We start from the raw sequence: 26,412 nt of genomic DNA, 5'->3' as shown, positions 1-26,412 counted from the left end.
TGGAGATACCGACCTCATGAAACAAATGACTTGCGCTCTTGCGCTGCTCGCAGCCACAGCCGCCACGCCGGTTCTGGCAGAAGATATCAACATCACCGTTTGGGCCGGTGGGTCCAATGACAGTGACCATTACCGCATCGACAACATCAAGATTGCGGCGGACATCCTGTCACGCGAAGCCGCCATCCGCGGCGAAGAGTTGAACATTACTGTTGAAGGTAAGCGCGACTTCGACGGCTGGGATGGCTTCAAGCAAGCTGTTACACTCGGGGCTGAAGCAGGCAATGCCCCAAATATCGTCGTTACCTCACACCTCGACATCGCCCCTTGGGCCAGCGCGGGCTACATCGTTCCGGTTGAGGACTACATCGATTTGGATGCTTGGCCGCTCAACAATGTCTACTCCAACTTGATGGAGATTGCAGCCTATGACGGGATGCAGTGGGGCGTTCCGCAAGATGCTGAAAGCCGCCCGTTCTTCTTCTGGAAAGAAACCATGGAGAAGTTGGGATATAGCGCAGCCGACATCGATGCCATGGCAGCCCGTGTACAAGCCGGTGAATACACTCTGCGCGACATGCTCGCAGATGCGAAAAAGGCCGTGGACATGGGCCTCGTGGAAGAGGGTTACGGCTTCTACCCACGCGTATCGAACGGCCCAGACTACGCTCAGTTTTATCAATCCTTTGGCGGCGAGCTGATGGACCCTGACACTGGCAAGCTTGTGCTTGATCGCACAGCCATGACCGAAATGTATCAGTTCTTCGTGGATGCTGTTGAGGCGGGCGTGACCCGCAAGAACCACATCGGCACCGATTGGGATCAGTGGTATTCCGAGGTGGCCAACGGCAAAGCGGCGTTCTGGCACGGCGGTACATGGCACTATGGCCGCTACACTGGCAAAGAAGGCAACGAGGACTTCTTTGGCACCATTGGCTTCACGCTCATCCCTGCGGGCAATGAGGCGGGCCGTGCCAACACGGTCACGCATCCATTGGTCTATCTCGTGACCGATCAAGAAGAAGATCGTGCCGAAGAGATCGCCGCACAACTGGTGTCCATCGCGTCTGAACCACGCCTCAACACGCTGCACGCCATTGCCTCCTCCCACCTCGCCATTGGCAAGGCGGAAGCTGCTCTCGACCTCTACGCGGGCGACCGTTGGGCGTCTGAAGCCACCGAGGTTCTGCTGCCGCACGCCAACGCACAGCCAAACCACCCCTCCTATGGCGCCTTCTCGGAAGCGATGTTCAAAGGCTTAGAAGCCGCTTGGTCTGGTGTTCAAACCCCTGAAGAGGCCGTGGCTGAAATCGAAGCACAAATGAGCGCCACACTCGGTGACGAGCTGATCATCCGCTAAACAGCTCTTCCCACTCTTTGCGGCGGCGCGCCCAATGCGTGCCGCCGCTCCCATTTAAATACGAGGTGAAACATGAACCGACAGACCTTATTGGGCTGGAGCTTTCTAAGCCCCGCGCTGATGGCGGTGGTGATGTTTTTTCTGCTTCCGGTCATTTTGACCGTTGTTTTTGCCTTCACCAATATGAGCACCTCAACTGGTATTCTTGGCGGCGAATATCAGATCAGTGAAAGCGATCTGCGCCGCCTGCCAGCAGCGGGCGTGAGCAACGAGTCCGTGGAGATGTTAGCAGGCGCAGGTTACGCCGTGCGCCCCGAAACACTGGCGCTTTTTGCGTCTGACTTTGGTGACGAACGCGCGGATGAACTTGACGCGCTACATGGTGGCGCAGTGTTCGATGATCGCCGGGCGATTGAGCGTGCGTTGAAAGACTTGCGCCGTGACCCAATCCGCTCCGTGCGTGACAGAAAGGCCGCCGCAGAGATGTTCCGCATCTCTATTCTCGGTCAGCGTTACCCGACAGAAGCGGCCTTTGCGGATGCCATCGCTGACATTGGTGTACCTGACGCCGACCGCGCAGCATTGACCGAGGCGGCGTATACGGGCTGGACCTTTACGACGCAAAACTTCGAGCTTTTATGGGAGCTTCCCGCCACATGGCGCTATGCGATGAACTCGGTGGTGTACGTCGTGTTGACGCTAGCGTTCAATGTGAGCTTCGGGTTGTTTCTCGCGTTCTCGACCTTCTATCTACCGACACGGACGGCGCAGACATTTCGTGCTATTTGGTTCTTGCCACGTATTTTGCCACCCGTTCTTTACGTGCTTATGTGGCAATGGCTTACGTGGGATCAGGGCTTTATCTCGACGATACTGCGCCCCTTCGGTATCGAGCCGATCAACTGGATGCGTCACACGGCGACCCATGCATGGACGTTCATCGTCTTGATCAATGGCTGTGTCGGCGCGTCGCTTGGGATGATCCTGTTTTCCTCGTCGCTGCGCGCAATTCCCGAGACGCAGCTCTATGCGGCGCAAGTGGATGGGGCCAACCGCTGGCAACAGGTGCGCTTTGTGCTGCTGCCGCAAATGCGCTGGCCGATCTTGTTCATCACCTCCTATCAGACTCTCTCGTTGCTGACATCCTTCGAATACATCTTGCTTGCAACCGATGGTGGCCCCGGTCGCCAAACCGAGGTCTGGGCGCTCGCCGCCTATCACACGGCCTTGTCTAACTACGGCGGCAATCTCGAATACGGGTTGGGCGCAGCCTATGCGCTGGCGCTGGTGATTATCGGCATCTTGCTTTCCGCACTTTACCTGCGGTTCTTCAACTTCCGCGAGCTCGTCGCAAAGCCGAGGATCGAACAATGAATACGTCCATCAAAGGCAACTGGATTTTGATCCTTGCCCTCACTCTGTTCTCGGCGCCGCTGGTCATCATGTATGGTTTCCAACTGATCGACAGCGTCTCGCGCCCCGCACCGGGCGGCATCATTCCGCAGGAATGGGAGCTGACCAACTGGCGGTTCTTGTGGGAGCCGATAGACAGCGCGCGCCCCTCAATTTGGCGTGTGACGTTCAACACCTTTGTCTTCGCCAGCACGACGGCGTTGCTGGTCTGCGCCTTCTCTATCACAGCGGCTTATGCGCTCTCGCGGCTAAATTTTCCTGCGCGTCGGTTTTTCCTCGCGGGTCTGATTATGTTGCACGCTTTTCCGACGATCACCTTGATCATAGCGATCTTTATCGTGCTGCAATTCTTGGGCCTCTACGACAGCTTGATGGGGGTGATCCTTGTCAAAGCCGCATTGGAGTTGCCGTTTGGGATTTGGATTATGAAGGGGTTTTACGACTCTGTGCCGTGGGAAATTGAGATGGCGGGCGTCCAAGATGGAGCCTCGCGGTTCCGTGTCTGGTGGGAACTGATCCTGCCGCAGGTCAAGCCGGGCCTCTCGGCGCTGTTGATCTTCTCCTTTCTTGCGGGCTGGTCGGAATTCATCTTGCCACTCGTGCTGGCCCCTGGCGCCGATGCTCAGGTCTTGGCCACTTACATGAACGCGGTCATCGCGGACGACACACGCCCAGACTACGGGCTCTTCAAGGCGATCGGCATGTTCTACGCATTGCCCGTAATCGCTATTTACCTGCTGTTCCAAAAACGGCTCATGAACATCTATGGCGGAGGCACGAAAGGCTAATGCAGATCAAATTGCAAAACTTTACCAAGCGCTTTGGTGACACAACTGTCATCGAGGATATGTCGCTCTCGATTGCCTCCGGCGAAATGATCGCGCTGCTTGGACCCTCGGGCTGCGGTAAGTCCACGACGCTTTTCGCCATCAGCGGCATTCACCGCATCGACGGCGGATCGCTACACTTTGGCGACCGCGACGTGACCACTTTGCCGCCGCAAGACCGGCCCGTGGGGGTCGTGTTTCAGAACTATGCGCTTTACCCGCATATGAGCGTGGCCGAAAACATCGGTTTCCCATTGCGGGTGCAAAAGCTGAACACGGCGGAGATCAAGCGACGCGTGGGGGAAATGGCTGAGCTCGTCCAAATCGGAAACCTTCTAAAACGTAGGCCGCAGCAGCTTTCCGGCGGACAACAGCAACGTGTGGCACTGGCCCGCGCCTTGGTGCGCAAACCCGACGTGTTGCTGCTTGACGAGCCGCTCGCCAATCTCGATGCCAAGCTGCGCCTTGAGATGCGCTCGGAGATCCGCCGCCTTCAGCGCGAAACCGGCATCACCGCGATCCTAGTCACCCACGACCAGATCGAAGCCATGTCCATGTGCGATCGCATCGCGTTAATGAGGGACGGCCAGATTGAGCAAATCAGCACGCCATCCGAGATGTACGAACGCCCAGCATCACACTACGTGGCAGGGTTCCTTGGCAATCCGCCGATCAGCTTCTTGAAAGCCGAAGCCAATGGGAAACTCATGCTCGGCGCAGAAAATTCACTGCCTATGCCACAAGGAGTTGATGCATCCGGCCCGATTACGCTCGGCATCCGCCCCGAGCATTTCGGTCCGCAACATCAAGGTCCAACTGTGACAGGCCGGGTAAGCTTTATCGAGCCACAGGGCCGTGAGGATTTGATCGACGTTACCTTGCCCGACAACCAGCGTTTGCGCGCCATTGTGCCAGCTGGCCATGACTTTGCGCTTGGCCAAGACGTCAACTGGCAAGTGGATCTATCGCGCACGCATCTCTTTAACGCTGAGGGAAATCGTCTATGACCGCACCGACCGATTGGACCCGTCCTGAGCGCCCCTACTCCATCGCTCACCGAGGGGCAGCGGCCTATGCGCCCGACAACACGTTAGAAGCCTTTCGCATCGCAAGTCGCATTGGCGCGGACATGTGGGAGGTCGATATTCGTGTCACCTCTGATGGTGAAATCATCGCTTTCCACGATAAGATACTCTCGGACGGGCGCAAGATTATCGACACTCGTTTTGCCGAGATCCTTGCCCATACCACCGCAGAACACCGCCCCTGCCCGCTGCTGCGTGATGTGGTGGCCGAGGCTGCAAAACTTGGTGCGGGCATCTATGCCGACATCAAAGATACGGATGCCACCTTGCCAACCCTGCTCATGCTGCAAGAGCACGGTATCACCCGCGCGATCCTTGGGGCGTTTGACCCGAAAGCCGCGCAGATTTTGGCCGAGGCAAGCAGCCCCTATCCGCGCTCTGTGCTCGTCCCGCTTGGGGCTGAGCCGTTTTCCTATGCCCATGGCGCAGATGTCATTCACCTGTGTTGGGAGCGCATGGAGCGACCACAGGACACCCTAACCGATGAGCTTTTCGAGCGCGCCTTTGCCAAGGGTCAAACGATTGCAATCTGGCATGAGGAAGACCCCGACCGCATGGCTGCAATCCGCAACCGTCCTGTCATCGGCATCTGCTCTGATTTGCCAGAGTTGGTCAGTCAGCCTGGGGTTGGCTTGCCGTTCGAGACGGTCTGCCATCGCGGCGCCAATAAGATCGCGCCTGAAAATACCTTGCCTGCGTTTGAATGTGCGCTGGCCGCTGGGTTTGAGTATGTAGAATGCGACCTACAAGTGACCGCTGACGGCGAAATTGTCGTCCACCATGACCAGACACTGGGCCGGACGACAAATGGACAGGGACCAATCACCGCGTTGACCCTGTCTGAGCTGCGCGCGCTGGATGCGGGCCGCTGGTTCAGCCCGCATTTCGCAGGCACACAGATACCGACACTCACCGAGCTGCTCAACCTTATGCAACGCTATGACGGTTGCGCTTATCTGGAATTGAAATCGGCACAGCCAGAGCCCGTCTGGAAAGCGGTCTGTGATGCGGGGCTGCAAGATCGCGTATTTTTCTGGTCCTTCAATCACGCTGCCCTCAAAGAATTGCGAGCCTTGGCGCCGACCGCACACATCATGGCTCGGCGTCAAGACTATGCCAGCTTGCAAGAGGCGTTGGATGACTATGCGCCTCAAGTCATAGAATTCATCTTGAGCGAAGGCACCGAGGATTACGCAGCTGTGCGCGCGGCAGGTGCCAAGGTCATGCTGGCCGCTATGGCGGGAGACGCTAGCACCTTGGCGCAGGTCATTGCCGCCGCGCCTGACATTGCCAATGTTGATCATCCCTTTGATCTTGCCCGACAGGTGCGCGGATGAACGATCACACAGTGAATGAACGCCGCCGCCCCACGTCGCATGACGTCGCACGTTTGGCAGGTGTCTCACGCTCTGCCGTGTCACGTTGTTTCACGCCCGGAGCCAGCATCGCAGACGAGACCCGTGCAAAGATTATGTCAGCCGCGGCGGAACTGGGCTATCGCACCAATGCATTAGCGCGCAACCTGAAGTCACAACAATCGCAACTGGTCGCGATTTTAGCCTCACGGTTGGATACGCCATTTCGCGCACGGCAGGTGAAACATCTCTCTCGGGCGCTGATTGCGCAGGGGTTTCGCCCCCTGTTGTTGACCGCTGAGCGCAGTGATGATCTGGAGCCGTTGCTGTCGTCCATGCTTGACTACAATCTGGCGGGCATGATCGTCACCTCGGACACGCCGCCCACTGCCGTGATTGAGGAATGCAAGCGATTGCGGGTGCCATTGGTGCTGATCAACCGAAACCCAGAGCCCAGTGGCGGGGATCGGATCGAGCTTGACACCACGGCAGCCGCCGAGGTTGTTTTTGATATGCTGCATCAAGCAGGTGCGCGTCGCTTTGCAGTGCTGCGCCCCGAAGATCGAACCTATACTGTGTTAGGGCGTGTTCATGCCTTTGACGCGCTTGTACGCACCAAAGGTCTGACCTGTCATCAGTTGCCCTGTGATAGCCAATCCTATGACGCAGGGCGCGACGCAATGCGCCAATACGCAGACATTTTGCAAACCTGCGACGGCCTTTTTGCCACGTCAGATTTACTGGCCTGCGGGGCCTTAGATGGGCTGCGCCTTGATCTCAATATGCAGGTGCCCAAAGATATTCGCGTTGTGGGCTTTGATGATATAGAACAGGCAAGCTGGGCGTCTTATGATCTCAGCACCGTACGGCAAGACCCAGAAAAGCAAGCCGACACAGCCGTTGAGGTCATGCTATATCGCTTGCAAATGCCCGACGCGCCAACACTTTTGAAACATCCGCCGCTCAAACCAATCCTACGCGGCACCACTGGAAAGCCTGATTTCACATGACCCTGCACGACCGAATGTCCTTTGCTGCATCCCTCGCAAAAGAGGCCGGCTCCCTTGCTCTCACGATGCGCGCATCGCGAGAGGGGCTAACAATCGACGCCAAAGGCCCGCAAGATTTTGTCACCGCCGCGGATCTTGCCGTGGAAACCTTGATCCGAGAGCGCATTGCAGAACAGTTCCCCAACGATGCGATCATCGGAGAGGAAGGCGGACGCCACGGCAATACATCCTCTGGTGAGGTGTGGATCATTGATCCCATCGATGGGACGACAAATTTCATGCGCGGATTGCCCGACTGGGCCGTGTCCATCGCCTGCGCAAGTGAGGGTGAGATCGTCCTCGGAGTGATATTTGCACCCGACCACGATCTGATGCTCGAAGGTCTTCTGGCGGGCACACCAATCGCCCGCAAAAACGGAGCGGCCATGCAGCCCGCCACCAGTTGCACAGCCACCGAGGCGTTGATCGCCGTCGGCTGGTCCCCACGGACGGCCTTCAAAGATCATGCAGCTTTCCTTGCACAGATCGTCGCACAGGGGGGCGAATATCGCCGTTCAGGGGCTGCCACAATCGGCTTGATCGGTGTCGCGAGCGGGTGGGTCGATGCCTATGTAGAGCGCGAGTTGAACCTATGGGACGCCGCTGCGGGGATCGCAATTATTCGTGCGGCAGGCGGAGTCGTGGAGGCCCCCGACTTTACGCCTGATCTCAAAACACCCGCCCCTTTTCTGGCTATAGCGCGCGCAGACCATGAGCTAGCGCCGATCTTGCGTTTATCAATCGTTTAACGACAGAAAACGCTGCGCTAAATTGTCGACACCAACTTTCAGGACGTTGCATTGCAACATTATAACCTACTGCCAAGAGCCACCTGACCATTGTCAGTCCGAACCTCTCGAATGCGGAATGGAAACTTTTCGATGATGTGATCGAACGGTGCTGTCAGACTAATTCAAACCAGTCTCTGCATGGACAGTGAAGCTGCACTTATGGGAATAGCGCATGAATGACTTGCCGGACGATCTGAACTCGATCATCGAGACTGCGGATCGAGAACTTCAAGCCGAAGATGTTCCGCCACATGCACGGCCAATTCATGCTGTTATGAAGGTTGCAAGAGCTCTGGGCCTGCCGGGATTGCCGCTCGTCCCCCTCACCGAGCACCATCCTGAAAAAGACAGCCTCCCTGATTTGATCACACAGAGAATAAGCTCATGGTATCAAGAGCTATATGGTGACAGACTCAATCTTGATCCGTCTGCCAATGCTCGTGTAGCGATTATTGCTGATGGCGATATTTGGGAAGGCAATTTACCAATCATTTTTGGTGGCTTGGTGGCCCCAAGCCGAAAATTGCCAGACACCACAGGCAAAAACCCTAATGCCCCCAAGATATATAATCCATGTGCGCATTTGACAGGTATTACTCAAGCTCGTCTCAACCGCTTCACTAATGAAGATATCAACGAGGTAGTTGATCTATATAACCTGGGGCATAATTCAAGAGAGGCGTTCAAGCGGTTCAGAAATTTTGATCCGTTGTTCGTTAGAGCAGAGGCGGATTGGGCGGCAGCGACATTACATTTAACTGCTCAAAGGCCAGACTATGGTCAATCATTATATTCGTCTTATCAGGTCGCTGAAAAATTTATGAAAGGTATTTATAAAATAATCACAAATGAGACACCAACTCGCGTCCATGGATTGGGTGATATATTCAAAAAGTTGAAATCTGACTGTCTAATAAGAGGCATGGGCAACCTTGAGCCGCTGTTGGTAAAAATTCCTTATAATTCTTCTGCGCGATACGAAGCTCCTATAGATCGCTCAGTTGCCTATCACGCCCACAAATCTAGTCTTGAGCTCGTTGGCCAGCTCGGCACAGTTGGTTATTCGGACTATCATCAGTCTTACAAATAAACAGAGTAATAAATTAGCCGCAGTCACTATCTTTCCGCCTGCATTTTCCCATCTCGCGGCACCAACGGTGAAGGTCAGCTATCGCAAATCGGCGTCTGATGCCTTGGGTCAACTGCGGGCTGACAGCAGTCATCTGGTGTGATCGCTCAGGCCAGTGGCAGGGCATTTTGCGCAAGAACCATGCGCTGCATTGCCGCAAGTCCGTTTAGAGCCCACTTTGACCAATGCTGCATTGTGCGCGAATGGCCGCTATCATAGGCTCCCAAAAACCTTCAACAACTGGTTGGGTTTTGAACGGGGTTTTGGGCAACGTAAATTGGGGTGGTTTGAAGCCGTTCCAAAAAGGAGCATTTACGGCGCGTCGTCTTTTCACTGCTTACTGTGGTAAGGCTTGCCTGAAGGTTCCGGCAACGAAACAATCCCTCAACTCCAAGCGTCTGGCTGAAAACCGTTCGTGATCTTCAGTAACGTCGTCAAAATCGTCCGTAATTCGAAAGAGCAATCCATGTTCATTAGGCCAAGCCCTTGAAGCGCGGTTCAATATTGAGGCTGTATCATAAGTCGATGACAGCTCCGGTCCAAGGTAGTTAGCCCATGCCAGTTCCGGCAAGTATTTAAACTGACGCGGCCACGTTCGTTTTCTAAGGTCGGGAAAGACCTTGTTTCCATCTTCTGCGACTCGTCCTGTAAAGGCCTTCTCCCCGACGACGGCGCTATCAAATCGGTGATAGTCGAGCTCTTTTATTTCTTGTGGTGGAAACTGATGTAGCATGCCGTGGGCTGGACGTAACAACGCACAAAGCTCGGAAAACAAGGTGAACCAATCGATCCCACTTTTTTGGTTGAACGCCATGATCAGTGTCGAATCCAAGTTGCGATTATTTCCACTTGCGTGATTCACCATCCCCCAATTGCGCAGGGATTTCCGTCTACGCCAGATCGCACCTATTTTGACATCTGTGGCAGTCCCTTGCCCCCGTATGACAGCATCGGTCGTCCAATAGTGCGACCAAGTCTCAAGCTTCTCGATGGGAATATTTACGGGTTCATGCCAGTTGACAAATTCCGGTGTCAGCCGTGCATCGCATTGATGCAAGATATCGTAGACGGCCCGTGCCGTATCACTGTTCGAAATGTCGTCATAAGTTGTTATTCCAATGACAACGTCTGCACTCTTCATTGAAAACCATCCTGCTGAGATTGGCCTCAAGCTACATTGAAAATCGGTTACAGCAAAGATCTCTTAGCGAGCCTTCGCAGCATTTGTAACGACGTTCCAAAAATCCACCCAGACTGTGTGGAAACTTCTCCCCGTCTGCAAGAGAGGCAATCACCGCTGATATCGCCCAATTCAGGATTCCTTTGGGTCTGCAGAAATGGTATTCTTTTGCATGACACATATTCAAGGAACGCCTCGCGCACAGACGCTACTTTTGCCTGAATGCGTGGACGATTATGTTGCTCCAGATAACGTGGTTCGGTTTATTGAAGCCTTTGTCGAAAGCCTTGATCTTGCGGCGGCAGGCTTTGATCGGGCTCGCCCCAAAGCCACTGGCAGGCCGGGATATGATCCAAGCGATCTGCTGAAGCTTTACATTTATGGCTATCTGAACCGGGTGCGTTCGAGCCGGCGTCTGGAAGCGGAAACTCACCGCAATCTGGAAGTGATCTGGTTGATGCGGCAGTTGCGGCCTGACTTCAAAACCATTGCTGACTTCCGGCGCGAGAACAAAACATCTTTCCGGAAAGTCTTCCGTGAGTTTGTGGTCCTGTGCCGTAGCCTTGATTTGTTTGGCCGCGAGCTGATTGCCGTCGATGGCACACGGCTGAAGGCGGTAACCCGCTAACGACATTGGAGACGATCCACCACCGAAAACCATCGTGAGGCGCATCACGCGACCTCGGAGAGAACCATGACCCTGGACGGACAATCGCCATCCCGCCTGACATAGCCGCAATCAGAGAACCGTTTTTGGAGTATATAAATTACCGCTAGCTAGATGCCGATTTTCCGAAAGCAGCCATTGGCCCCTACACCGTCAATGTCGGCTTCGTCCCGCATAGCCGCCATCCAGCACGTCAAAATGCTGCGCTAACGGGGCAATGTCTGCTTCGGGGAAGCTGCGATGCAGCAATTGGAGATCTGGTCAATGGCCGCTAAGGGCCGTTCGTTTCGACAAGCACAACGACAAGGATCTAGCTATCGAGTAAACCCTGGACCGCCGCCTGATCAATGTTTGAATTTGCCACACCAACTCCTTCCCGATCATGGTTGTCGATTTATTCCAGAAAACCTGGCAGAACAATTCTTTAGCCTTAGCGTCTAACATCCGACAACTAATTTTCTGCACCTTGTCATCAATGTCCGCTTTAGGAAAGCTGCACTGCGGCTAAGTGATATATTGTCGAGGTCCGCTGTGGGCCGTTCACGTCTATCGACACCAAGGGCGGAAAGCATGCGTAATTGGGCAGGCTTTCGCTTTTAGGCCAAGCTCCCACTAAGATCACAGAATAGCCACCTCACGAAAGTAGGTCTTCTAACAAAACTCTCGTTTTTTCAAACTTTAGCTTTGCCATTGCATCGCGGGAATTTCACGCAGCTCATAAACTTCCCATACCGTCCTCTGCGCTCGACCAACCAGCCATCAGAACAGCTTGGACAACTGAGGGCCTTTTTCTATTTTGGACGCCACAAAGCTCAGAGCCACCTTTAACTCATCGCTGCGCACGTCGATTTCTGTGCAAGTCTCAGCTGCATTTGCGATCACTTTCAGCGCCGCCTCCAATTCAGAAACGCGCAGAATGTCTTCTGACCAGCTGCCGCCAAATGCGACATTTTTCAATTGTGTTTTCAAATCAACCATGAGAACAAATGTAGAACATTGAGCCATTTTTGGAAGATACAGGATTTAGGCTATGACCCCGATGCGCTGTCTATATCTGGATATGAACGCCTTCTTTGCCAGCGTTGAACAACAGGTTGATTCTCGACTCAGAGGGCGGCCTGTGGCAATCACGGCACTTGAAACTGGCCCGCATAACAATTGGGCTGGGGCTGTTGTTGCTGCCAGCTATGAGGCCAAGGCGCAGGGCGTCAAAACGATTATGCGTGTTGCCGAGGCGCGTCAAATTTGCCCTGACATCGTGTTCCTTCAAGCCCGCCACAAGCTCTATGCTCGGGCCAATCAGGCGATTTCCAAAGCTATAGATACCATCGCCGAAGTGGAGCGGGTGCGCTCGATTGATGAATTCCAAATCGCCCTTGGCGGCAGAACCAGTGCGCTCCCTGCCGCGCTGGATTTGGCCCGCGATATTAAAAATATCATCCGCGGTGACGTGGGCAGTCAGTTGCGCTGTTCGATTGGTATTGGGCCAAACCAATTGCTGGCAAAAATCGCTGGTAAATTGGAAAAACCCGATGGCCTGCAATGGCTCTCACCTGAGAATATGCCAGAGGCCATTGCGCATCTCAAACTGGACGATTTGCCCGGCATCTCACGCGGCATGAGCGCCCGTTTGGGCAAGGCGCATGTCTGGGGCATTCATGAGCTGTATGCGCTCGATCCACGGCACGCGCGGATGATTTGGCGCTCCGTTGAGGGCGAACGTTTCGTGCGCGGGTTGCAAGGCGAAGACATCCCGTTGATTGAAACCTCGCGCAACACCTATGGCCAATCCAAAGTGCTCGCGCCAAAGTATCGCCCTGCCCCAATGGCCACCCGCGTTGGCCGCTGGCTGGTCGAACGGGCGGCAGCACGCATGCGACGTGACGGCTATTGCGCAGGACGGATCTCCATTCACATCGGCCTGTGGAAACGGCACGGGCATCATTGGCAACAAACGCTCAATCCAAGCCAAGACACGCGTGATTTTCTGGGTATCTTTGATGCCCTTACGGCGCAGTTTGCCGGCAGTCGAACCCAAGCCACATCGATCGGAATTAACCTCACGAACTTGGTGCTGTTAACAGAGCGCAATGGCGAACTTTTTCTGCCGCTTGCGCCGGGGCAAAACAGCAAGCGCGAAACGCTCTCTGCCACCATCGACCGCATCAATCTGCGGTATGGCAAGACCGTGATCAAGTATGGTCAGCAGCAGGAGCATCTGGGGTTCTTTGACCGTGGTTAAGGACAATCGATACATATCAAACGGGCAGCACATCGGACAAAGATCAACATCAACGCATTTTTCTGATAAACATATGAGGCACAGAACGTCAGGCATAAATGACGGTGTAAAAAGAAGCCGACGGCTTCAAAATCCTGAAAGGGGCTTGCCCTTTCACCAGGTCCAGCGTGGCGCTGGTCGCAGTCAAAAATATAGGGCGTGGCCCATATTGCAGACGAGAAGGGGTCAAGGGGGTATCCCCCTTGCGAGCTGTGAAGTTGTGGGGACCGCAACTTCACTAGTGAGTAGGGAATTCAGCAAACTGCGAATTTCGCCGGCGGGATTTTCTTTACTCTGTCGTAGAATCGGAAAAACACCGAACTCCGATCTATGAGGCCACCATGTCTATCCAACACAACTTTGACAATGCCAGTCCTGCAAATTCACAGGTTCCCGTGCCGCCTGCTGTTTTGCGCTTTGCCCCCCTCAAGCCCAAACAACTGTCGCTGTTCAAGATGCACGATAAGCGCACAGGTGGGGATCTCAATCACGTTGATCTCACGAAACAGACCCTCAACCAAATCGAACATGGCCACGCAGATTGGATTCCTAAACTTAAGAAACGCATCGCACGTATGGCAGAGCGGAACTGTAAAAATGAGGTGCGCGCCCTAAAAGCAAAGGGACGGAAGGCTGATGCACAACGCAGGCAGAAGGAAGGACCAAAGTCACCTTGGCACGCCAATACAGATGCGCCACTAAGGGAAGGCCTTTTGACAGTGAACAAGTCTTGGTTTGGTGGCTCTGGCGTAGATAAATGGGATCCGAAAAAAGTTGAGGACTTTCGCGCATACGCAATGGATTTTCTCCACACGTATTTTCCGGGCAGCCAATTGCAATACGCTGCCTCTCATAGCGACGAAGAGGCCTTTCACATCCACTTTGTCACAGCGACTTGGGACAGCAAGACCACCGTTAATCGTGGTGAACAAATTCAATTGCGCGCTGCAGCCAACCCTATTTTGCAAAGCTACGAATTGGCTCAGGATCTCGTCGGCGCTCATTTTGAAGAGATTGGCATCACCCGCGGGGCTCGGAATGCAGAAGCCAGACGCCAAGCAAAAAACGCAGGCCTCCCAGTTCCAGACAAACGGCGCCACGTCTCTCCATCAGAATATCGCGAAGAAGAGCGGCGCAAAGGGCGGGCCGAAGCTCAAGTGATCAAAAATAACACGACAGAAGATTCTGCGGCCGCACTGAAGAAAACCCGGCAACGGGCTTCAAAGTCGGAACGGGCGACACGGCGCAAAGCAAAAAAAGTCGAAGCAGCTCAAAAGAAAGCCACAGAGACCACAAAAGTGATCCTTGATGATGCCCGCGACACTGCGGCCAATATTGTCCGCAGATCAAGAACACGCGCGATCCGAGAGGCCAACGCACGCAAAGCAGAAGCAGAGCGCTTGTTCAAAATCTCTGAAGCCAAACGTGAGAGTGAAGAAACAGCGGCACAGCGCGCCCGCGAAGAGGCTTTGGATGCGCAAAATTTGTCGGCAGCGGCAAACGCCCAAATGATCCGTTGGGAAAAGCAAGCCCAAATTGGGCTTGAGACAGCCGCACGTGAACACGATAATCTAACAACGGCAAAGGCAGAATTACAACAGACCGAGAATTGGCGTGACCTTGCACTGAAAGACACGGAAGAGGCCCAAAAGGCCGCGACCAAAGCGATGGCGGATCGAAATGCGCGGCAGGCGGAAGCGGAAGATGCGAAGGCCGCTCAGAAAGAGGCTGAGGCTGCACTGCGTTCGACCAAAGAGCATACGGACACGATTGACGCCGAAGCCTATGCATTAGCAGACGGTCTCGATTATATTGCGAAGGGCCTCCTCACGTATCGCCCAGCAACAGAAGACAAAGACGATCGCCTTGTCTTCTCTAAATCAACACGAGCAGATGCGCCGACCCGCCAAAGCATTGCGTCTCGCATCCGCCCAGCCATGACACGTCTCGTCGACATTGGTCGCCTCATCTTCGAAGCTGTGCATGCACTTTTGGCGCAAGAACGTGCTGTCATGGCACAAGACATTCAAACGCTGGACGATATCCGTAAAGAGATGGGCATCGATGCCAATGAACGCCTAGATGAGCTGAAGGCGCGCTATGATGCAGAAGATGCGTTGCCAAGCCTGTAGGACGCATGCCTGAGAGGTGCGTTCTTACGTTGGGTGTGCAGTAACATAATGAGCGCGCAGGACGCGCTTTAGCGTTTAGGCTTTGTCCGTCGCCTCAAGCCACTGCGCGAGCACCCGCCGGATCATTTCGGGGCGTGTTGGAAGATCGTCTTCTTCGCGTCTGCGGTTATCGATTGCCTCGATCATTTCGCGCGGCAAGCGAACAGTCAGAGCTTCTGTATCAAGCTTGGGGCGTCCCATTTTTTTTCGCATAAAATCACTTCCTTGATTGACTTAGTAACTTTATGATGTCATATTGTTCGAGCAGAGGCAAGGGTTGCCCCCCTTACTTCTGCCCTAATCAATCTGATCGTAAGGAGATCATCATGACTAAACAGACCCCTATCACGCCTTTTGCAGCGCATCAAACACCTGCGTCACGTGCCTTCCCCGCCCTTCTCACTCTTGTGATGGATTTCATCATTGCAGAGCGCGATCTTGAAGACGTGGGGCACAGCCAAGATCCGGCTTATAGCCTGTTTCTGCGCGACGCTGAACGCGCCCAAGATCATCTCACGGACGGCTTGCGCAGCTTTCTCGCTTTGCCCAAAGACGGACTTGCAGACCAACCCTTGTTTCGCACGGCGCGGCTCATTGATGCCATGCTCGGCTGCGAAGAACTTGGCGGCGCGCGGCGTCTGCACCGCGAGATGCATTTTTCATTCTTTTCGCAATTCCAGCTTCCGGGCATTGGCGTGACCGCCATGGAGCGCAATGCGATGTTGATCCAAGCCCGTCACCTGATGACGGCGCTCGCAGCCTTGCCGCTCTTTGACAGCGCACCAGAAGTGCTGGATGACACGCGCGCTTCAGACGAGCCGCCTGCCCCAGCCTTTTAAGTAAACGATCCCCATAAACATCAGAACAGGTCGCCATTTTCACCGTGGCGATCCCCCTTTCTGTGCGCGGATCGATCGCTGCAGCCCTTTGGCTGCGGTCACAATAAATTTGCACATCTTTTTTTCTTTATATGGAGCACATCCCATGAACACGATTTCCCATTCCCAAAACATGCTGACCATTCAAAACACCTTGCTGCCCATTTATAAAAGCGCCCTGCTGCCGCATTGGATTGAGGCCGCTCAATCAAAAGGCTTCGACGTTGTCGCCCGCGTCGTCGACCGCCTGCACCTCGCCCTGCGCTGCCAACACTGCGGCGCACTCAACAAAGTGCGTCTCTTTACCTTAATGAACAGTCACCCAAATTGTCCCGCCTGCATTGAGCAGGCTTGGGCCACAGACGCCGCAGCCGCGGGTCTGGAGTTGCTCAGTCGCGACCCCAAAAGCCGCCACCACGGTATCTATCGCGCGCCCTGCGGACATAAGTTTCGCCGTCAGTTTGAGTTGATCAAACGCGTTGCTGCAGGAAAGACCAACCTGCGCTGCGCGACATGCCATGCCGCCAGCGAAGTCGCAGAAGCAAAAGCGCAAGGCTGGGACTTGATTGGCCCCGACCCCGAAGGCGATCCGAACTATCGCCAGTATCGTCATGCCGACTGCGGACATGAGCAACGTGTTGCGCGCGCCAATATGCAGACGGGGCGCTTTGGTTGCGGGGGATGCGGCGAAGACTGGGTGGCCGCGCCGAGCTTTCTCTACGCAATGTCCTTCACGCTGGCGAGCGGCCGCAAACTGGTCAAGCTGGGATTTTCTCGCAATCCTGACAGCCGCCTGCGGCATCAGCTGCAATGCGATGCCGCGATGCCCTGCGCCGTGTTGCGTGAGGTGCCCATCAAGACAGGCCAAGAGGCCATCCGCCTTGAGAAGGGGTTGCACACAAAACTGCGTCAAACCCATTGCGATTGCCTTGTCGATCCCGCGATCTACCGCGGCCAGATCCGCGTCAAATCCGAGATCTACGATGCGCGGCTGACCCAGACCATTCTCGATCATCTCGACACGATTGAGGCGCAGATCGCGCCGCCTGCCGCCTAGGTCTCCACCTCAAGTTAGAACCGACCTCCGAGCCTTCCGCTCGAGGGCGCAGTCTCACACTCTCTCACAGGGAGGGCTTCTCTATGCCCAAATCACAAATCCAAACGCCCGCATGCACCGATTTCGCCCATACGTTGATTGAACGCCTGCGCCGCCATCACGGCGTGGCGCGTCATTCCGATGAAGACCTCACGCCCTCTGAGCTTGACGAGCTGTTCGCAAAATTCGATGCGGGCAAAGGCATCGATTGCTTTGCGCAAGACGCATCTGTGTCATCCGGCACAGTGCCGTCCCGCCACGTGCCCGCCCGTCAAGTTCTGATCGCCATTCGCCTCGCGGCCAGCCTCAAATCGCCATCGGTCATCGATGCCGCGCAGACCTGCGGCGCGCTCACCGTGATCCGCGATATCGACCTCGCAGACCTAGCGACGCTCAAAGATGTTTTGCGCATTTGTTACGCGCAAGACCAGTGGCAGGTCATCGCGCCGGACGTCGCTGAAGGCGCACTCATAAAGAATGCGCAAGCCCGCTTTCACACAGCGCTGAGCGACAGTTTTGATATGATCCAGCCGGTGCTGGCCTTGCAAGCCGATGGCATCTCATTGCCCAAACATCTCATCGCAATGGTCTCGCCCACACTCCCCACGTTTCCAATGGCACGGATTTCGGGCGATATCCTGACCATATTTTTGCAATCCGGCCATCTCTCGCATCACATCACTGATCCCAACGCCTTACGCGCCGCGCTTCCGAGCGACGAGATCCTCTCCGATCTCAATACAGTCACCGCCTGTGCCACGCTGCGCGCGACGAACCTGCAGGACGCTTTGGCTCAGCTGAGTGCCGTCACCAAACGCGATGCCCAATCATCCGGCCCACACCTTGAGGACATGAGCGGCGACAGTCCCGCCCTGTCTGCGGCCCGCCGGATCGTCGATGACCTGCGGCTGTGGAAAGACGGCAAAGCCAGCTGGGACGAGATCAGCCGTTCGATCTTGTTTGACGGTCCTCCCGGCACAGGCAAAACCTATCTCGCCAGCGCCATCGGCAATAGTGCGGGACTGTCTGTTGTCAACGCCAGCTTCGGAGCGTGGCAATCGGCGGGCCACCTCGGCGATATGCTGCGCGAGATGCGCGGCAGCTTCGCAGAGGCGCGCCGCAAAGCGCCCTGCGTTTTGATCATTGATGAGATCGACGCCGTCGGCTCGCGCAGTGACGACGACAGCCACGGCTCAGGCTATCGCCTGCAGGTGATCAATGCCTTCCTTGCGGAACTCGATGCGATATCGCGCGACGAAGGTGTCATTCTGGTTGGCACCACCAATCGCGCAGACAAAATCGACCCCGCCGTGCTGCGCGCTGGACGAATGGATCTCAAGGTGGCAGTGCCCCTGCCCGACACTGAGAGCCTCTTGGCGATCCTGCGCCAGAACCTGCGCGACGAGGTTTCCGAGACCGACCTGCAGGCCCTTGCGCGGGGCTCTGTCGGCAAAAGTGCTGCTGAGATCGACGCTGCAATCCGCGCGGCACGGTCTGATGCGCGCCACAGCGACAGCATGCTCTCGCTGGCGATGCTGCAAGATCATCTCAACATTGACGCGAGCGCTGAGAACCAAAACCTGCTCTGGCGCATAGCAGTTCACGAGGCGGGACACGCGATCATCGCAGCCGCTTTAAACTTGGGGCCCGTCACCAGCCTGCGGGTCTCACCGGACGGCGGCCAAGTCACCTGCCAATTCAAACCGAACGAGAGCCTGCTGTCCGACTTTGAGGCCCAGATCGCCTATTCTTTGGCAGGCCGCGCCGCTGAACGCTTGGTCTTGGGCGACATCTCGGCTGGGGCTGGCGGGTCTGAGACCTCCGATCTGGCGCTGGCGACAAAGGCCGCCATTCAGATCGAGACCACCTTGGGCCTTGGCGAAGGAGGCGCCCTCTGGCACGCCAAACCGAATGAGGCGCTACGCGCCACAACCAGACTTCGCGCCCGCCTGCGCCACCGTTTGGACCACGCAGAGCAACGCGCAACAACCCTGCTCACAGAATATCGCGATCAGCTCGAAGCCTTAGCCCGCGAACTCCTGCACCAGCGTTCAATGCGCGCCGCTGAGATCGAGCCGTGGCTGCGCGACGTCACGCCCATGACAGCCAAGCCGCAGCCCAGCACACAGATCACCGCGCCACATCAGCTCCAGCGTGAACCGCCAAGGCTGGGGTGAAGGGGGCCAAGACAGGTCAAAAAGACAAAATACGATGCCCCCAAACAGATAAATGACACACACCAATCCCAAAAGGCTGCCCTTAAAAACAAAGGAATGATCCACATTATACTGTCTGCAGGTCGCAATACAAAAAATGAACCCCACAACACTGATGTCTCAGGCCAGCCACAAAGTGCCAACCATATCACGAGATCACACATGCCTGCTTCAATCACAGGCAAGCAAGTTGTGCAGTAAGATCGACCAAAGACAGACAGATCAAAAAGGCAGCTCATATCAAAAAGACAGGATCAGCGTCTGGGGCATTTTGTGGTTTTCGTTTTCTTGGTTTGTTAGTTTTTCATTTTCTCAGTTTCTCAGTTTTTGAAGTATTTTTTCGGTTTTTTGGTTTCGCTTCAAAAAGGACAGATGATTTTTTTCGGTTTTTCCAAACAGGCAGATGTAAGATTTTTGGTTTTTTCAGTTTTAGAATCGAGATGTAAAATCCGTATTTTTTTCCAGCTTTTTAAGAGTTGATTTTTTATAGCTATTTTTATGCATCAACAGTGTTGCAGAATAATAGATAAAGTTTTTCGACACGACAGTTATCCACAACATTCCGACATTCAGCGCATAGTTTCAGTCGCTTAGCGTCCCCTATGAGGTCCCCGATGCAGTATAGTGATACCGACACCGCCGGACATGTTTCCGGCTTTGAACTCATCACTTTAAACCGTCCGGCGCAGCGCCGGAACGGGCGGGAGACCTCGGCCAATGGCACGGGACCAAAAGACACATGCAAGCGACAAGGAGGTACCACAGGTGCCGACTGTTGCTGTGTCGTCTGGCGGTACACACGGCACAAACGGCAAAACACAGACACAACAGGATCAAATGCGTGCATTGGTCCGCGCTCTGGCACGGGATGCCGCGCGGATTGATCATGAAGAAGAGGAGAACTGTCGACACCCCCACCACAAACCCAAAACTTAAATCATCAAAGGAGAACCACCTATGACACCAACCTGTCTTCGCGCCGTCATCTACGCAAGATATTCCTCCGACATGCAAAACCCCGCCTCTATTGAAGACCAAATTCGTCTGTGCCGCATGCATGCAGAACGCGAAGGCTGGGAGGTCGTAGCATGCTATGAAGACCGCGCCACCTCTGGCGCCAGTATCCTGCGTCCCGGTATTCAGCGCCTACTGCGCAATGCGCAGGAGCAGCATTTTGATATTGTTGTGTCAGAAGCCCTTGATCGCCTTTCCCGCAATCAAGCTGATATTGCCCAGCTGTATCAAACCCTGTCCTTTGCCGATGTGGGCATACAGACCCTTTCTGAGGGACCTGTGAATGAGATGCATATCGGCCTGAAGGGCACCATGAATGCTCTGTTTTTAAAAGACCTCGCAGCCAAAACTCACCGCGGGCTAGAGGGCCGCGTGCGCAAGGGCAAATCAGCAGGCGGCAAATCCTATGGCTATGACGTTGTCCGCAGCCTGCGCGAGGATGGCGAATTGAACAGAGGCGATCTGTCAATAAATCAAGATGAAGCAGCAATCATTCTGCGGATATTTGAAGCTTATAGCGACGGTCAATCACCTGGAAAAATCGCAGACATGTTGAACCGTGAGGGCATCCCTGGACCACGCGCCCCCAATTGGAATAAATCCACCATTCATGGCAACCCCAAGCGCGGCACGGGGATTCTCAACAACATGCTCTATGTCGGAGAACGGCACTGGAACCGTCAAACCTACAAAACAGACCCTCGAAACGGTAAAAGACAGTCTCGGCTAAAAGCGGAGGCTGATTTGTGTATTGCGCAGGTTCCAGACCTGCGGATCGTGCCACAAGATCTTTGGGAGGCGGTGAAGACGCGTCAAAAGAGTCAGGCGATTAAACAAAGTGACAGCAAAGCCTGGCAACGACGCAAGCCACGCTTTCTGTTTACAGGCCTGATCAAATGCGGCTGTTGCGGCGGTGGATTTTCGACCATCGCCAAGGACAGATTTGGCTGCAGCACCTCGCGCAACAAAGGCACCTCAGTCTGCGCCAACCGGACAACGGTCGCACGCAAAGATATGGAACGTCAAATTCTAGATCTCCTCTCAGACCACCTGATGGACCCAGACTTAGTCGAAGCTTTTGCCAAGGAATACATCGCTGAGCGCAATCGCCTCTCTGCGCACAAAACAGATGACCGCGCCTCAAAGCAAAAAGAGTTGAACAAGGTGATCAAAGATCAGGATATTTTGGTCAACGCCCTTCTGGCAGGAACCCCGGCAGCGCGGATTAACGACCGTATGAGCCACCTTGAAGCGCGCCAACAACAGTTGGAACAAGACCTTGCCAGCCCCCCTGCCCCGACCTCTAATCTGCGCATCCATCCGCAGATGGCCCACACTTATCATGCACGCATCAAGTCCCTTATTTCAGAACTTGGTGATCCAAACAGCGAGATTGAGGCCCGTGATGAGATCCGTGGTCTGATTGACAAAATCACGGTCACACCACAGCCCACGGGCGGCAAGCGCATGCAGCCACAATTGGAGCTACATGGCGCTCTGGCAAGCATTTTGTCCTTGAGCCTTGGGGCTAAAGGACAGCCTGAACAACAAAAAACCTCCTGCGAACAGGAGGTTGTGCAAAGTATAGTATTTATGGTTGCGGGAGTAGGATTTGAACCTACGACCCGGACGCATGTTCACATGCGGAAGCATTGCCTTGGCAATGTTCAGTAATCAAGATGTTTATATGGTGATATTGGTTGCGGGAGCTCGATTTGATAAATACTTGCCTTTGTATAAGACCAATAAAAGCCAACCCATCCACACCCTACGCCGTAACGACTAAATACAATAGGCTTTAGCAACAAGGTCGGGAAGCAGCCATTCGCTGCACAACGCATTTAAGTCCGCAAAGGGCGGTGGGCTCAACACTTTAGTCTTTAGGAAAAGATGGAGTGTTTTGAATGAAGTATCGTCGCAGGATTTACTATTCAGCTGAACAGCGTGCCGAGATTTGGGATCCCTCTCGGCGATGCAAGCACCGCCTGCCGGCAGTGGATGACAGCGCGGGGAGTCGATGAGATCGATTGGGCGTGTCTTTGATCGCCAATCATCGTCAGTCTTTTCAGTCATCTCACCAACTGGTGGAATACGTCCACTGGATCGCAGGCGGGGTAGGTCAGCATTGAGCCTTTCTGAGCGCGAAGAGATATCTCGTGGGCCCAGCACCAAACAATCTCTACGCGCGATTGCGCGTCAGCTGCATCGTGCGCCGTCAACGATCAGTCGAGAGGATCAACGCAATGGCGGCCAGACAGGCTATTGCACAACCACATCGGATCAAGCGGCATGGGACCGAGCATTGCAGCCTAAGATGTGCAAGTTGGCTTGTCACCCCGAATTGGCCGACGCAGTATCAGCAAAGCTGCGGCGCAAATGGTCGCCCGACCAGGTTGCGGGCTGGCTTAAACGCGCATTCCCAGGGCACTGGGAGGGCGACCTGACTGGCGGGTCGAAGAACAGCTATATCGCGACCCTTGTTGAGCGGCATTCACGATATGTCATGCTGGTAAAAGTCGCGAACAAGGACAACGAGAGCGTCGTTACGGCCTTGATCAAATCGGCTCAGAAGTTGCCGCGCGCTCTACAAGTCCCTGACGTGGGATCGTGGTAAAGAGCTGGCGGATCATCCGCGCTTTACGCTGACCACGGACGTTGATGTCTACTTCTGCGACCCTCAGTCACCATGGCGGCGCGGGTCCAACGAAAACACCAACCGGCTTTTAAGGCAATAGCTGCCTCGCGGAACCGACCTATCCATCCATTCACAGGCAAAACTTAGCGCGATCGTAAGGCAACTAAACGAACCTCCGCGAAAGACCTTGCAATATCAAACGCCAGCAGAGAAGTTTGCAGAGTGTGTTGCATCGATCGGTTGAACCCACCGCCGAAAGGGTCATTTTTCAGTTGTTAGGTCGGCATTTACATCCTCGCGCCAGTAGATCCGGCCTAGATCATGGGGCATCGCCAACAGGGCCACGTTGGCATTTCTAAGTTTAATCGAAACTGCGCCAGACTATCAGCGGTAACAACTGTCGCCCCTTGGCGGTAGAGTTCTGAGGTATCCACCCCGCACAGCATCTCATGCTGGACCAAATACCCTAATGTTTTGACCGTCACTTTTAGCTGGCGGGCGACGTCACCGACGGAGAGGCTGCTCTGTCCCGACGCCCTGACGTTATCGGCTCCATTCGCGCTAGTTTTAGCTTTCTCATGCGAATTCTTCTCGCGCTCGTAGGCGTCAAGCATTTTCTGGTTTACAAAGTTCAGCGGTACAATACCGCCACCAGCATCACGCGTTGCAAGACCTAGATAAAGCAGATTCTCCGCATTGTGCTTGGCGAATCCCTTGAGCGAGAGTGGGTTCGACGAAGCCATTCCCTCCGAAGGCACGCCAAGCATCAGGACTCCTTTCCAGACGGAAAAATTATCGAAAACGTGTCGTCACACGACTTCACGCAGGGGCTCGAACTCATCGCCGAGCCATCGAAGTTAAGCAGTCGGAAAGAGCATCGGGACCGTCTTTCACTATATCGTAGCCCAAGACACCATAGTTCATCCAGTCTGGCTCACTGCGCCCTGCCAGCGCGGCATCTGGTCCCTTTGCGATACGCAGCCCCAACACTTCACATGCGCGTGACGCAACGTTGAGCTCGAGACGGTCGATCCATCGATCGCCCCGTCCGCTCAGGACTCGGTCCGTGAGGTACGCCTCAAAAAAACTGCGCATTGCCTGAACCTCCGGCTGATCCAAAATCCAACCGTGGTGTTTTTGCAGCTGCACTGCGAAGTCTCTGGCGTCCATATTGAACCTCTCAGATGGAAGGCATTCGAGCATGCTGCCATGTTCCGAGCAGCTCCTGATTGATGAAAATTTCCACTGAAGGCGGCGCGGCACACGTCACGGCCCCGCGGCTGACGGCATCTCGGACCGTATACACTCCGGACAGACGTGGATGCGCGTGCGCTGAAAGCTTTGGAGAGAGGCAAATTCTTCTCTCAGACGAAAATGGCGCCGTTCCTGGCCGCAAGTCGTGACAGCAAGGAGGTAGCAGGCTCGCACGCGGCATGTGCCACCGTCAGCGACAACTGCGGGAAGTTTGTTCTGGGAGAGGTAGGTAGGCTTTTGACCAAGCGATGCTTCCGAGATCAGACAAAGGCAAGATTTACTTGATCTTACGATCACCCGCTCAACTGAGCAACGCTGTCATGAATTCAGGAAATTCCGCCAAATGGGTCAGTTATCTGTCACAAAATTCGGTTTTGCTTGGCATTTGACAAGGGGAAGTATGGTGCACCCGAGAGGATTCGAACCTCTGACCCCCTGATTCGTAGTCAGGTACTCTATCCAGCTGAGCTACGGGTGCGCTCATGGGGGCGATTTACCGAGTGTGGCGGGGGGGCGCAAGGGGACAATCGCACTTTTTGTAAAAAAGTTTCGTTTTCGCGCAAACTTCATGCGAGGATCGGCTTTTCCGTGACCTCCTCAGATTGAGCAAACCCTTTGGGAAGGTGAATAGCAAAGCGCGTTCCGGTCTCGTCGCTGGCCTCCAAAACAAGACGCCCGCCATGGCCTTTGACAAGCTCGGACGCAATCGCGAGACCTAAACCAAAGCCGCCTTTGCGCGTGCCACCTTGGAACGGCTGAAACAGGTGCTCACGAGCCTTTTGGGGCAAGCCAGGCCCCGTGTCTGCGATATGAATGAGCCATTCGTCAGTGTCTTCAAAACTTGAGACAGAAATTTCGCCTGACTTGCCAGTGGCCATGATCGCTTGGCGCGCATTGCGCACCAGATTGGATATAACACGGTGCAGTTGTTCGTCATCCGCGCGCAGAACCAAGGTGGCAGGCACATCTTCGGACAACGACAAATCGAAATCGCCAATGGCAAGGCGCTCACTTTCTATCACTTCCGCCACGAGTTCAGCAATGCGTACACCTTTGAGCGCGGGGGCGGGTTCTTCGGCTTTGCCAAAAGCCAGCGTCGATTCGCAAAGATTCACGGCACGATGGATCGAATTCACGAGTTTGGGCGCAGAGCGGATCACCGCAGGGTCATCGGAATACTCTAAACGATCCGTAAACAGCTGTGCTGTGGTCAAAATATTGCGTAGGTCATGCGAGACCTTGGCGACTGCGCCCCCAAGTTGCGCCAGACGCTCTTTTTGCCGCAACGCCCCTGTCAGCTCCATCTGCATTTCGCATAAAGCCATTTCCGCCTCGCGCAGCTCAGTAACCCGCGCTGAGGGTTCGATAATGCGGCGCGCGTCTTCTGGCGCCAAGGCATAGGACGTCATGGCACCCACAACATGTTTGATCGGCTTCACGATAAGTTGGCGCACAGCAACAAACAACAAGGCCGCAGTAAAGAACGAAATGACCGCCGATAGAACCAAAATTCGAATGCCATAATCAATCATTGCCAAGCGCAGAGGTGTGGTGGACAGGGTGACCTCGATCAAAAGGCCCGCTTCTTTCACGGGATCTCCAATGACACGGATCACTTGATCGTTTGGATCCAACAACACAGCGGTTGCGTCTTTGATCAACTCCCACGCAGAAGGGGACCGCAGATCATAGGAGCCTGAAATCTGCGTCGGAATGGGCGAGGACAACACAAGTTGGCGAATTTCATTGCGTCGCAGCACCACATTGTAAACGCCCGCATTAGCCAAGAGCTCGTCTTCAAGCTGCATATCAATCGAATCATTGGCCAAAAGCGCCAAAGACGCAATCTGGGCGCGCTCTAAGTGAGAGAGCAGGAAATCTTCGCGGAATCGCGAAATGGACGGCACAAAGATCATGATTTCGGCGGCCATCACAAAGATGACCGTCAACATCAAAAACCGCCCATTAAGCGTGTTAAAAAAGCGCCGAAGCGTCATAGACCCTCATTTGC

The 26,412-nt window shown here is 54.7% G+C and carries 20 protein-coding genes, 1 tRNA gene and 3 pseudogenes; 16 read left to right on the top strand and 8 right to left on the bottom strand.

Annotated features, from left to right (window positions below):
* Window positions 1–16 precede the first annotated feature (16 nt).
* From KO503_RS03565 to KO503_RS03530, 8 genes are all read left to right on the top strand, one after another.
* A complete protein-coding gene (locus tag KO503_RS03565; RefSeq protein ID WP_215990201.1) occupies window positions 17–1,360 on the top strand; it encodes an ABC transporter substrate-binding protein in 1,344 nt (447 codons plus the stop codon).
* Between the two features lie 72 nt (window positions 1,361–1,432).
* On the top strand, window positions 1,433–2,734 hold the full coding sequence (locus KO503_RS03560; RefSeq protein WP_215990200.1) for a carbohydrate ABC transporter permease: 1,302 nt from the start codon (window positions 1,433–1,435) through the stop codon (window positions 2,732–2,734).
* Window positions 2,731–3,561: a carbohydrate ABC transporter permease gene (locus tag KO503_RS03555; protein ID WP_215990199.1), complete on the top strand. Its 831-nt coding sequence runs from the start codon at window positions 2,731–2,733 to the stop codon at window positions 3,559–3,561. Before KO503_RS03560 ends, KO503_RS03555 begins: the two co-directional genes overlap by 4 nt.
* Entirely contained in the window at window positions 3,561–4,607 is a 1,047-nt protein-coding gene (locus KO503_RS03550; protein WP_215990198.1) for an ABC transporter ATP-binding protein, read from the top strand. The genes KO503_RS03555 and KO503_RS03550 overlap by 1 nt, the downstream gene beginning before the upstream one ends.
* Window positions 4,604–6,022 carry a glycerophosphodiester phosphodiesterase gene (locus KO503_RS03545; RefSeq protein ID WP_215990197.1) on the top strand — a complete coding sequence of 473 codons (1,419 nt, stop codon included), beginning with the start codon at window positions 4,604–4,606 and terminating at the stop codon, window positions 6,020–6,022. Before KO503_RS03550 ends, KO503_RS03545 begins: the two co-directional genes overlap by 4 nt.
* Entirely contained in the window at window positions 6,019–7,050 is a 1,032-nt protein-coding gene (locus KO503_RS03540; protein WP_215990196.1) for a LacI family DNA-binding transcriptional regulator, read from the top strand. The genes KO503_RS03545 and KO503_RS03540 overlap by 4 nt, the downstream gene beginning before the upstream one ends.
* Window positions 7,047–7,838 carry an inositol monophosphatase family protein gene (locus KO503_RS03535; protein WP_215990195.1) on the top strand — a complete coding sequence of 264 codons (792 nt, stop codon included), beginning with the start codon at window positions 7,047–7,049 and terminating at the stop codon, window positions 7,836–7,838. Before KO503_RS03540 ends, KO503_RS03535 begins: the two co-directional genes overlap by 4 nt.
* A 214-nt stretch (window positions 7,839–8,052) precedes the next feature.
* Window positions 8,053–8,970 carry a HEPN domain-containing protein gene (locus KO503_RS03530; RefSeq protein WP_215990194.1) on the top strand — a complete coding sequence of 306 codons (918 nt, stop codon included), beginning with the start codon at window positions 8,053–8,055 and terminating at the stop codon, window positions 8,968–8,970.
* A gap of 376 nt (window positions 8,971–9,346) precedes the next feature.
* Here KO503_RS03530 and KO503_RS03525 read toward each other — a convergent pair whose 3' ends face one another.
* Entirely contained in the window at window positions 9,347–10,150 is an 804-nt protein-coding gene (locus KO503_RS03525) for a hypothetical protein (protein ID WP_215990193.1), read from the bottom strand.
* A 211-nt stretch (window positions 10,151–10,361) separates the two neighbouring features.
* Between KO503_RS03525 and KO503_RS03520 the strand changes: the two are divergent.
* Window positions 10,362–10,808: pseudogene (locus KO503_RS03520) on the top strand (transposase); the annotation flags it as partial.
* Between the two features lie 719 nt (window positions 10,809–11,527).
* Here KO503_RS03520 and KO503_RS03515 read toward each other — a convergent pair.
* Together KO503_RS03515 and KO503_RS03510 are read right to left on the bottom strand one after the other, a co-directional pair.
* Window positions 11,528–11,635, bottom strand: a pseudogene (locus KO503_RS03515) (topoisomerase DNA-binding C4 zinc finger domain-containing protein); the annotation flags it as partial.
* Window positions 11,616–11,834: a hypothetical protein gene (locus KO503_RS03510; protein ID WP_215990191.1), complete on the bottom strand. Its 219-nt coding sequence runs from the start codon at window positions 11,832–11,834 to the stop codon at window positions 11,616–11,618. The gene KO503_RS03510 and the pseudogene KO503_RS03515, both read right to left, overlap by 20 nt.
* Before the next feature lie 52 nt (window positions 11,835–11,886).
* On the opposite strand from KO503_RS03510, the gene KO503_RS03505 reads away from it, so the two are divergent.
* A complete protein-coding gene (locus KO503_RS03505; RefSeq protein ID WP_215990190.1) occupies window positions 11,887–13,098 on the top strand; it encodes a DinB/UmuC family translesion DNA polymerase in 1,212 nt (403 codons plus the stop codon).
* Between the two features lie 380 nt (window positions 13,099–13,478).
* On the top strand, window positions 13,479–15,269 hold the full coding sequence (locus KO503_RS03500; RefSeq protein WP_215990189.1) for a hypothetical protein: 1,791 nt from the start codon (window positions 13,479–13,481) through the stop codon (window positions 15,267–15,269).
* A gap of 75 nt (window positions 15,270–15,344) precedes the next feature.
* On the opposite strand, the gene KO503_RS03495 is transcribed toward KO503_RS03500, so the two are convergent.
* Window positions 15,345–15,521, bottom strand: a complete 177-nt coding sequence (locus tag KO503_RS03495; RefSeq protein WP_252730930.1) for a ribbon-helix-helix protein, CopG family — start codon at window positions 15,519–15,521, stop codon at window positions 15,345–15,347.
* Window positions 15,522–15,634: 113 nt separating this feature from the next.
* Here KO503_RS03495 and KO503_RS03490 point away from each other — a divergent pair, with 113 nt between their 5' ends.
* From KO503_RS03490 to KO503_RS03470, 5 genes and pseudogenes are all read left to right on the top strand, one after another.
* Window positions 15,635–16,147 carry a hypothetical protein gene (locus KO503_RS03490; RefSeq protein WP_215990188.1) on the top strand — a complete coding sequence of 171 codons (513 nt, stop codon included), beginning with the start codon at window positions 15,635–15,637 and terminating at the stop codon, window positions 16,145–16,147.
* Window positions 16,148–16,319: 172 nt separating this feature from the next.
* Window positions 16,320–17,243 (top strand): GIY-YIG nuclease family protein, encoded by a 924-nt coding sequence (locus KO503_RS03485; protein WP_215990187.1) that lies wholly within the window; start codon window positions 16,320–16,322, stop codon window positions 17,241–17,243.
* Window positions 17,244–17,326: 83 nt separating this feature from the next.
* Window positions 17,327–19,459, top strand: coding sequence for an AAA family ATPase (locus tag KO503_RS03480; RefSeq protein WP_215990186.1), 2,133 nt, complete (start codon window positions 17,327–17,329; stop codon window positions 19,457–19,459).
* Between the two features lie 996 nt (window positions 19,460–20,455).
* Window positions 20,456–22,186, top strand: a complete 1,731-nt coding sequence (locus KO503_RS03475) for a recombinase family protein (RefSeq protein ID WP_215990185.1) — start codon at window positions 20,456–20,458, stop codon at window positions 22,184–22,186.
* Window positions 22,187–22,416: 230 nt separating this feature from the next.
* Window positions 22,417–23,391 (top strand): annotated as a pseudogene (locus KO503_RS03470) (IS30 family transposase).
* A 70-nt stretch (window positions 23,392–23,461) separates the two neighbouring features.
* Here the strand turns inward: KO503_RS03470 and KO503_RS17730 are convergent.
* The 4 genes from KO503_RS17730 to KO503_RS03455 all read right to left on the bottom strand — a co-directional run bounded on the left by KO503_RS17730 (window position 23,462) and on the right by KO503_RS03455 (window position 26,398).
* Window positions 23,462–23,914 carry a hypothetical protein gene (locus KO503_RS17730; protein WP_252730929.1) on the bottom strand — a complete coding sequence of 151 codons (453 nt, stop codon included), beginning with the start codon at window positions 23,912–23,914 and terminating at the stop codon, window positions 23,462–23,464.
* A 70-nt stretch (window positions 23,915–23,984) separates the two neighbouring features.
* A complete protein-coding gene (locus KO503_RS17725; RefSeq protein ID WP_252730928.1) occupies window positions 23,985–24,242 on the bottom strand; it encodes a hypothetical protein in 258 nt (85 codons plus the stop codon).
* Window positions 24,243–24,802: 560 nt separating this feature from the next.
* Window positions 24,803–24,879, bottom strand: a tRNA-Arg gene (locus KO503_RS03460).
* Window positions 24,880–24,967: 88 nt separating this feature from the next.
* Complete coding sequence (locus KO503_RS03455) at window positions 24,968–26,398, bottom strand: sensor histidine kinase (RefSeq protein ID WP_215990184.1); 1,431 nt, start codon at window positions 26,396–26,398, stop codon at window positions 24,968–24,970.
* Window positions 26,399–26,412: the final 14 nt, after the last annotated feature.

Source organism: Pacificibacter marinus (assembly GCF_018860505.1).
In the GTDB taxonomy this organism is placed as follows: Bacteria; Pseudomonadota; Alphaproteobacteria; order Rhodobacterales; family Rhodobacteraceae; genus Celeribacter; species Celeribacter marinus_B.
This window is presented reverse-complemented; position numbering and strand designations above follow the sequence as displayed.

Coding starts and splice junctions, on each gene's coding strand:
- KO503_RS03565 (WP_215990201.1), top strand. CDS start 17: ATGAAACAAATGACTTGCGCTCTTGCGCTGCTCGCAGCCACAGCCGCC.
- KO503_RS03560 (WP_215990200.1), top strand. CDS start 1,433: ATGAACCGACAGACCTTATTGGGCTGGAGCTTTCTAAGCCCCGCGCTG.
- KO503_RS03555 (WP_215990199.1), top strand. CDS start 2,731: ATGAATACGTCCATCAAAGGCAACTGGATTTTGATCCTTGCCCTCACT.
- KO503_RS03550 (WP_215990198.1), top strand. CDS start 3,561: ATGCAGATCAAATTGCAAAACTTTACCAAGCGCTTTGGTGACACAACT.
- KO503_RS03545 (WP_215990197.1), top strand. CDS start 4,604: ATGACCGCACCGACCGATTGGACCCGTCCTGAGCGCCCCTACTCCATC.
- KO503_RS03540 (WP_215990196.1), top strand. CDS start 6,019: ATGAACGATCACACAGTGAATGAACGCCGCCGCCCCACGTCGCATGAC.
- KO503_RS03535 (WP_215990195.1), top strand. CDS start 7,047: ATGACCCTGCACGACCGAATGTCCTTTGCTGCATCCCTCGCAAAAGAG.
- KO503_RS03530 (WP_215990194.1), top strand. CDS start 8,053: ATGAATGACTTGCCGGACGATCTGAACTCGATCATCGAGACTGCGGAT.
- KO503_RS03525 (WP_215990193.1), bottom strand. CDS start 10,150: ATGAAGAGTGCAGACGTTGTCATTGGAATAACAACTTATGACGACATT.
- KO503_RS03510 (WP_215990191.1), bottom strand. CDS start 11,834: ATGGTTGATTTGAAAACACAATTGAAAAATGTCGCATTTGGCGGCAGC.
- KO503_RS03505 (WP_215990190.1), top strand. CDS start 11,887: ATGACCCCGATGCGCTGTCTATATCTGGATATGAACGCCTTCTTTGCC.
- KO503_RS03500 (WP_215990189.1), top strand. CDS start 13,479: ATGTCTATCCAACACAACTTTGACAATGCCAGTCCTGCAAATTCACAG.
- KO503_RS03495 (WP_252730930.1), bottom strand. CDS start 15,521: ATGCGAAAAAAAATGGGACGCCCCAAGCTTGATACAGAAGCTCTGACT.
- KO503_RS03490 (WP_215990188.1), top strand. CDS start 15,635: ATGACTAAACAGACCCCTATCACGCCTTTTGCAGCGCATCAAACACCT.
- KO503_RS03485 (WP_215990187.1), top strand. CDS start 16,320: ATGCTGACCATTCAAAACACCTTGCTGCCCATTTATAAAAGCGCCCTG.
- KO503_RS03480 (WP_215990186.1), top strand. CDS start 17,327: ATGCCCAAATCACAAATCCAAACGCCCGCATGCACCGATTTCGCCCAT.
- KO503_RS03475 (WP_215990185.1), top strand. CDS start 20,456: ATGACACCAACCTGTCTTCGCGCCGTCATCTACGCAAGATATTCCTCC.
- KO503_RS17730 (WP_252730929.1), bottom strand. CDS start 23,914: ATGCTTGGCGTGCCTTCGGAGGGAATGGCTTCGTCGAACCCACTCTCG.
- KO503_RS17725 (WP_252730928.1), bottom strand. CDS start 24,242: ATGCGCAGTTTTTTTGAGGCGTACCTCACGGACCGAGTCCTGAGCGGA.
- KO503_RS03455 (WP_215990184.1), bottom strand. CDS start 26,398: ATGACGCTTCGGCGCTTTTTTAACACGCTTAATGGGCGGTTTTTGATG.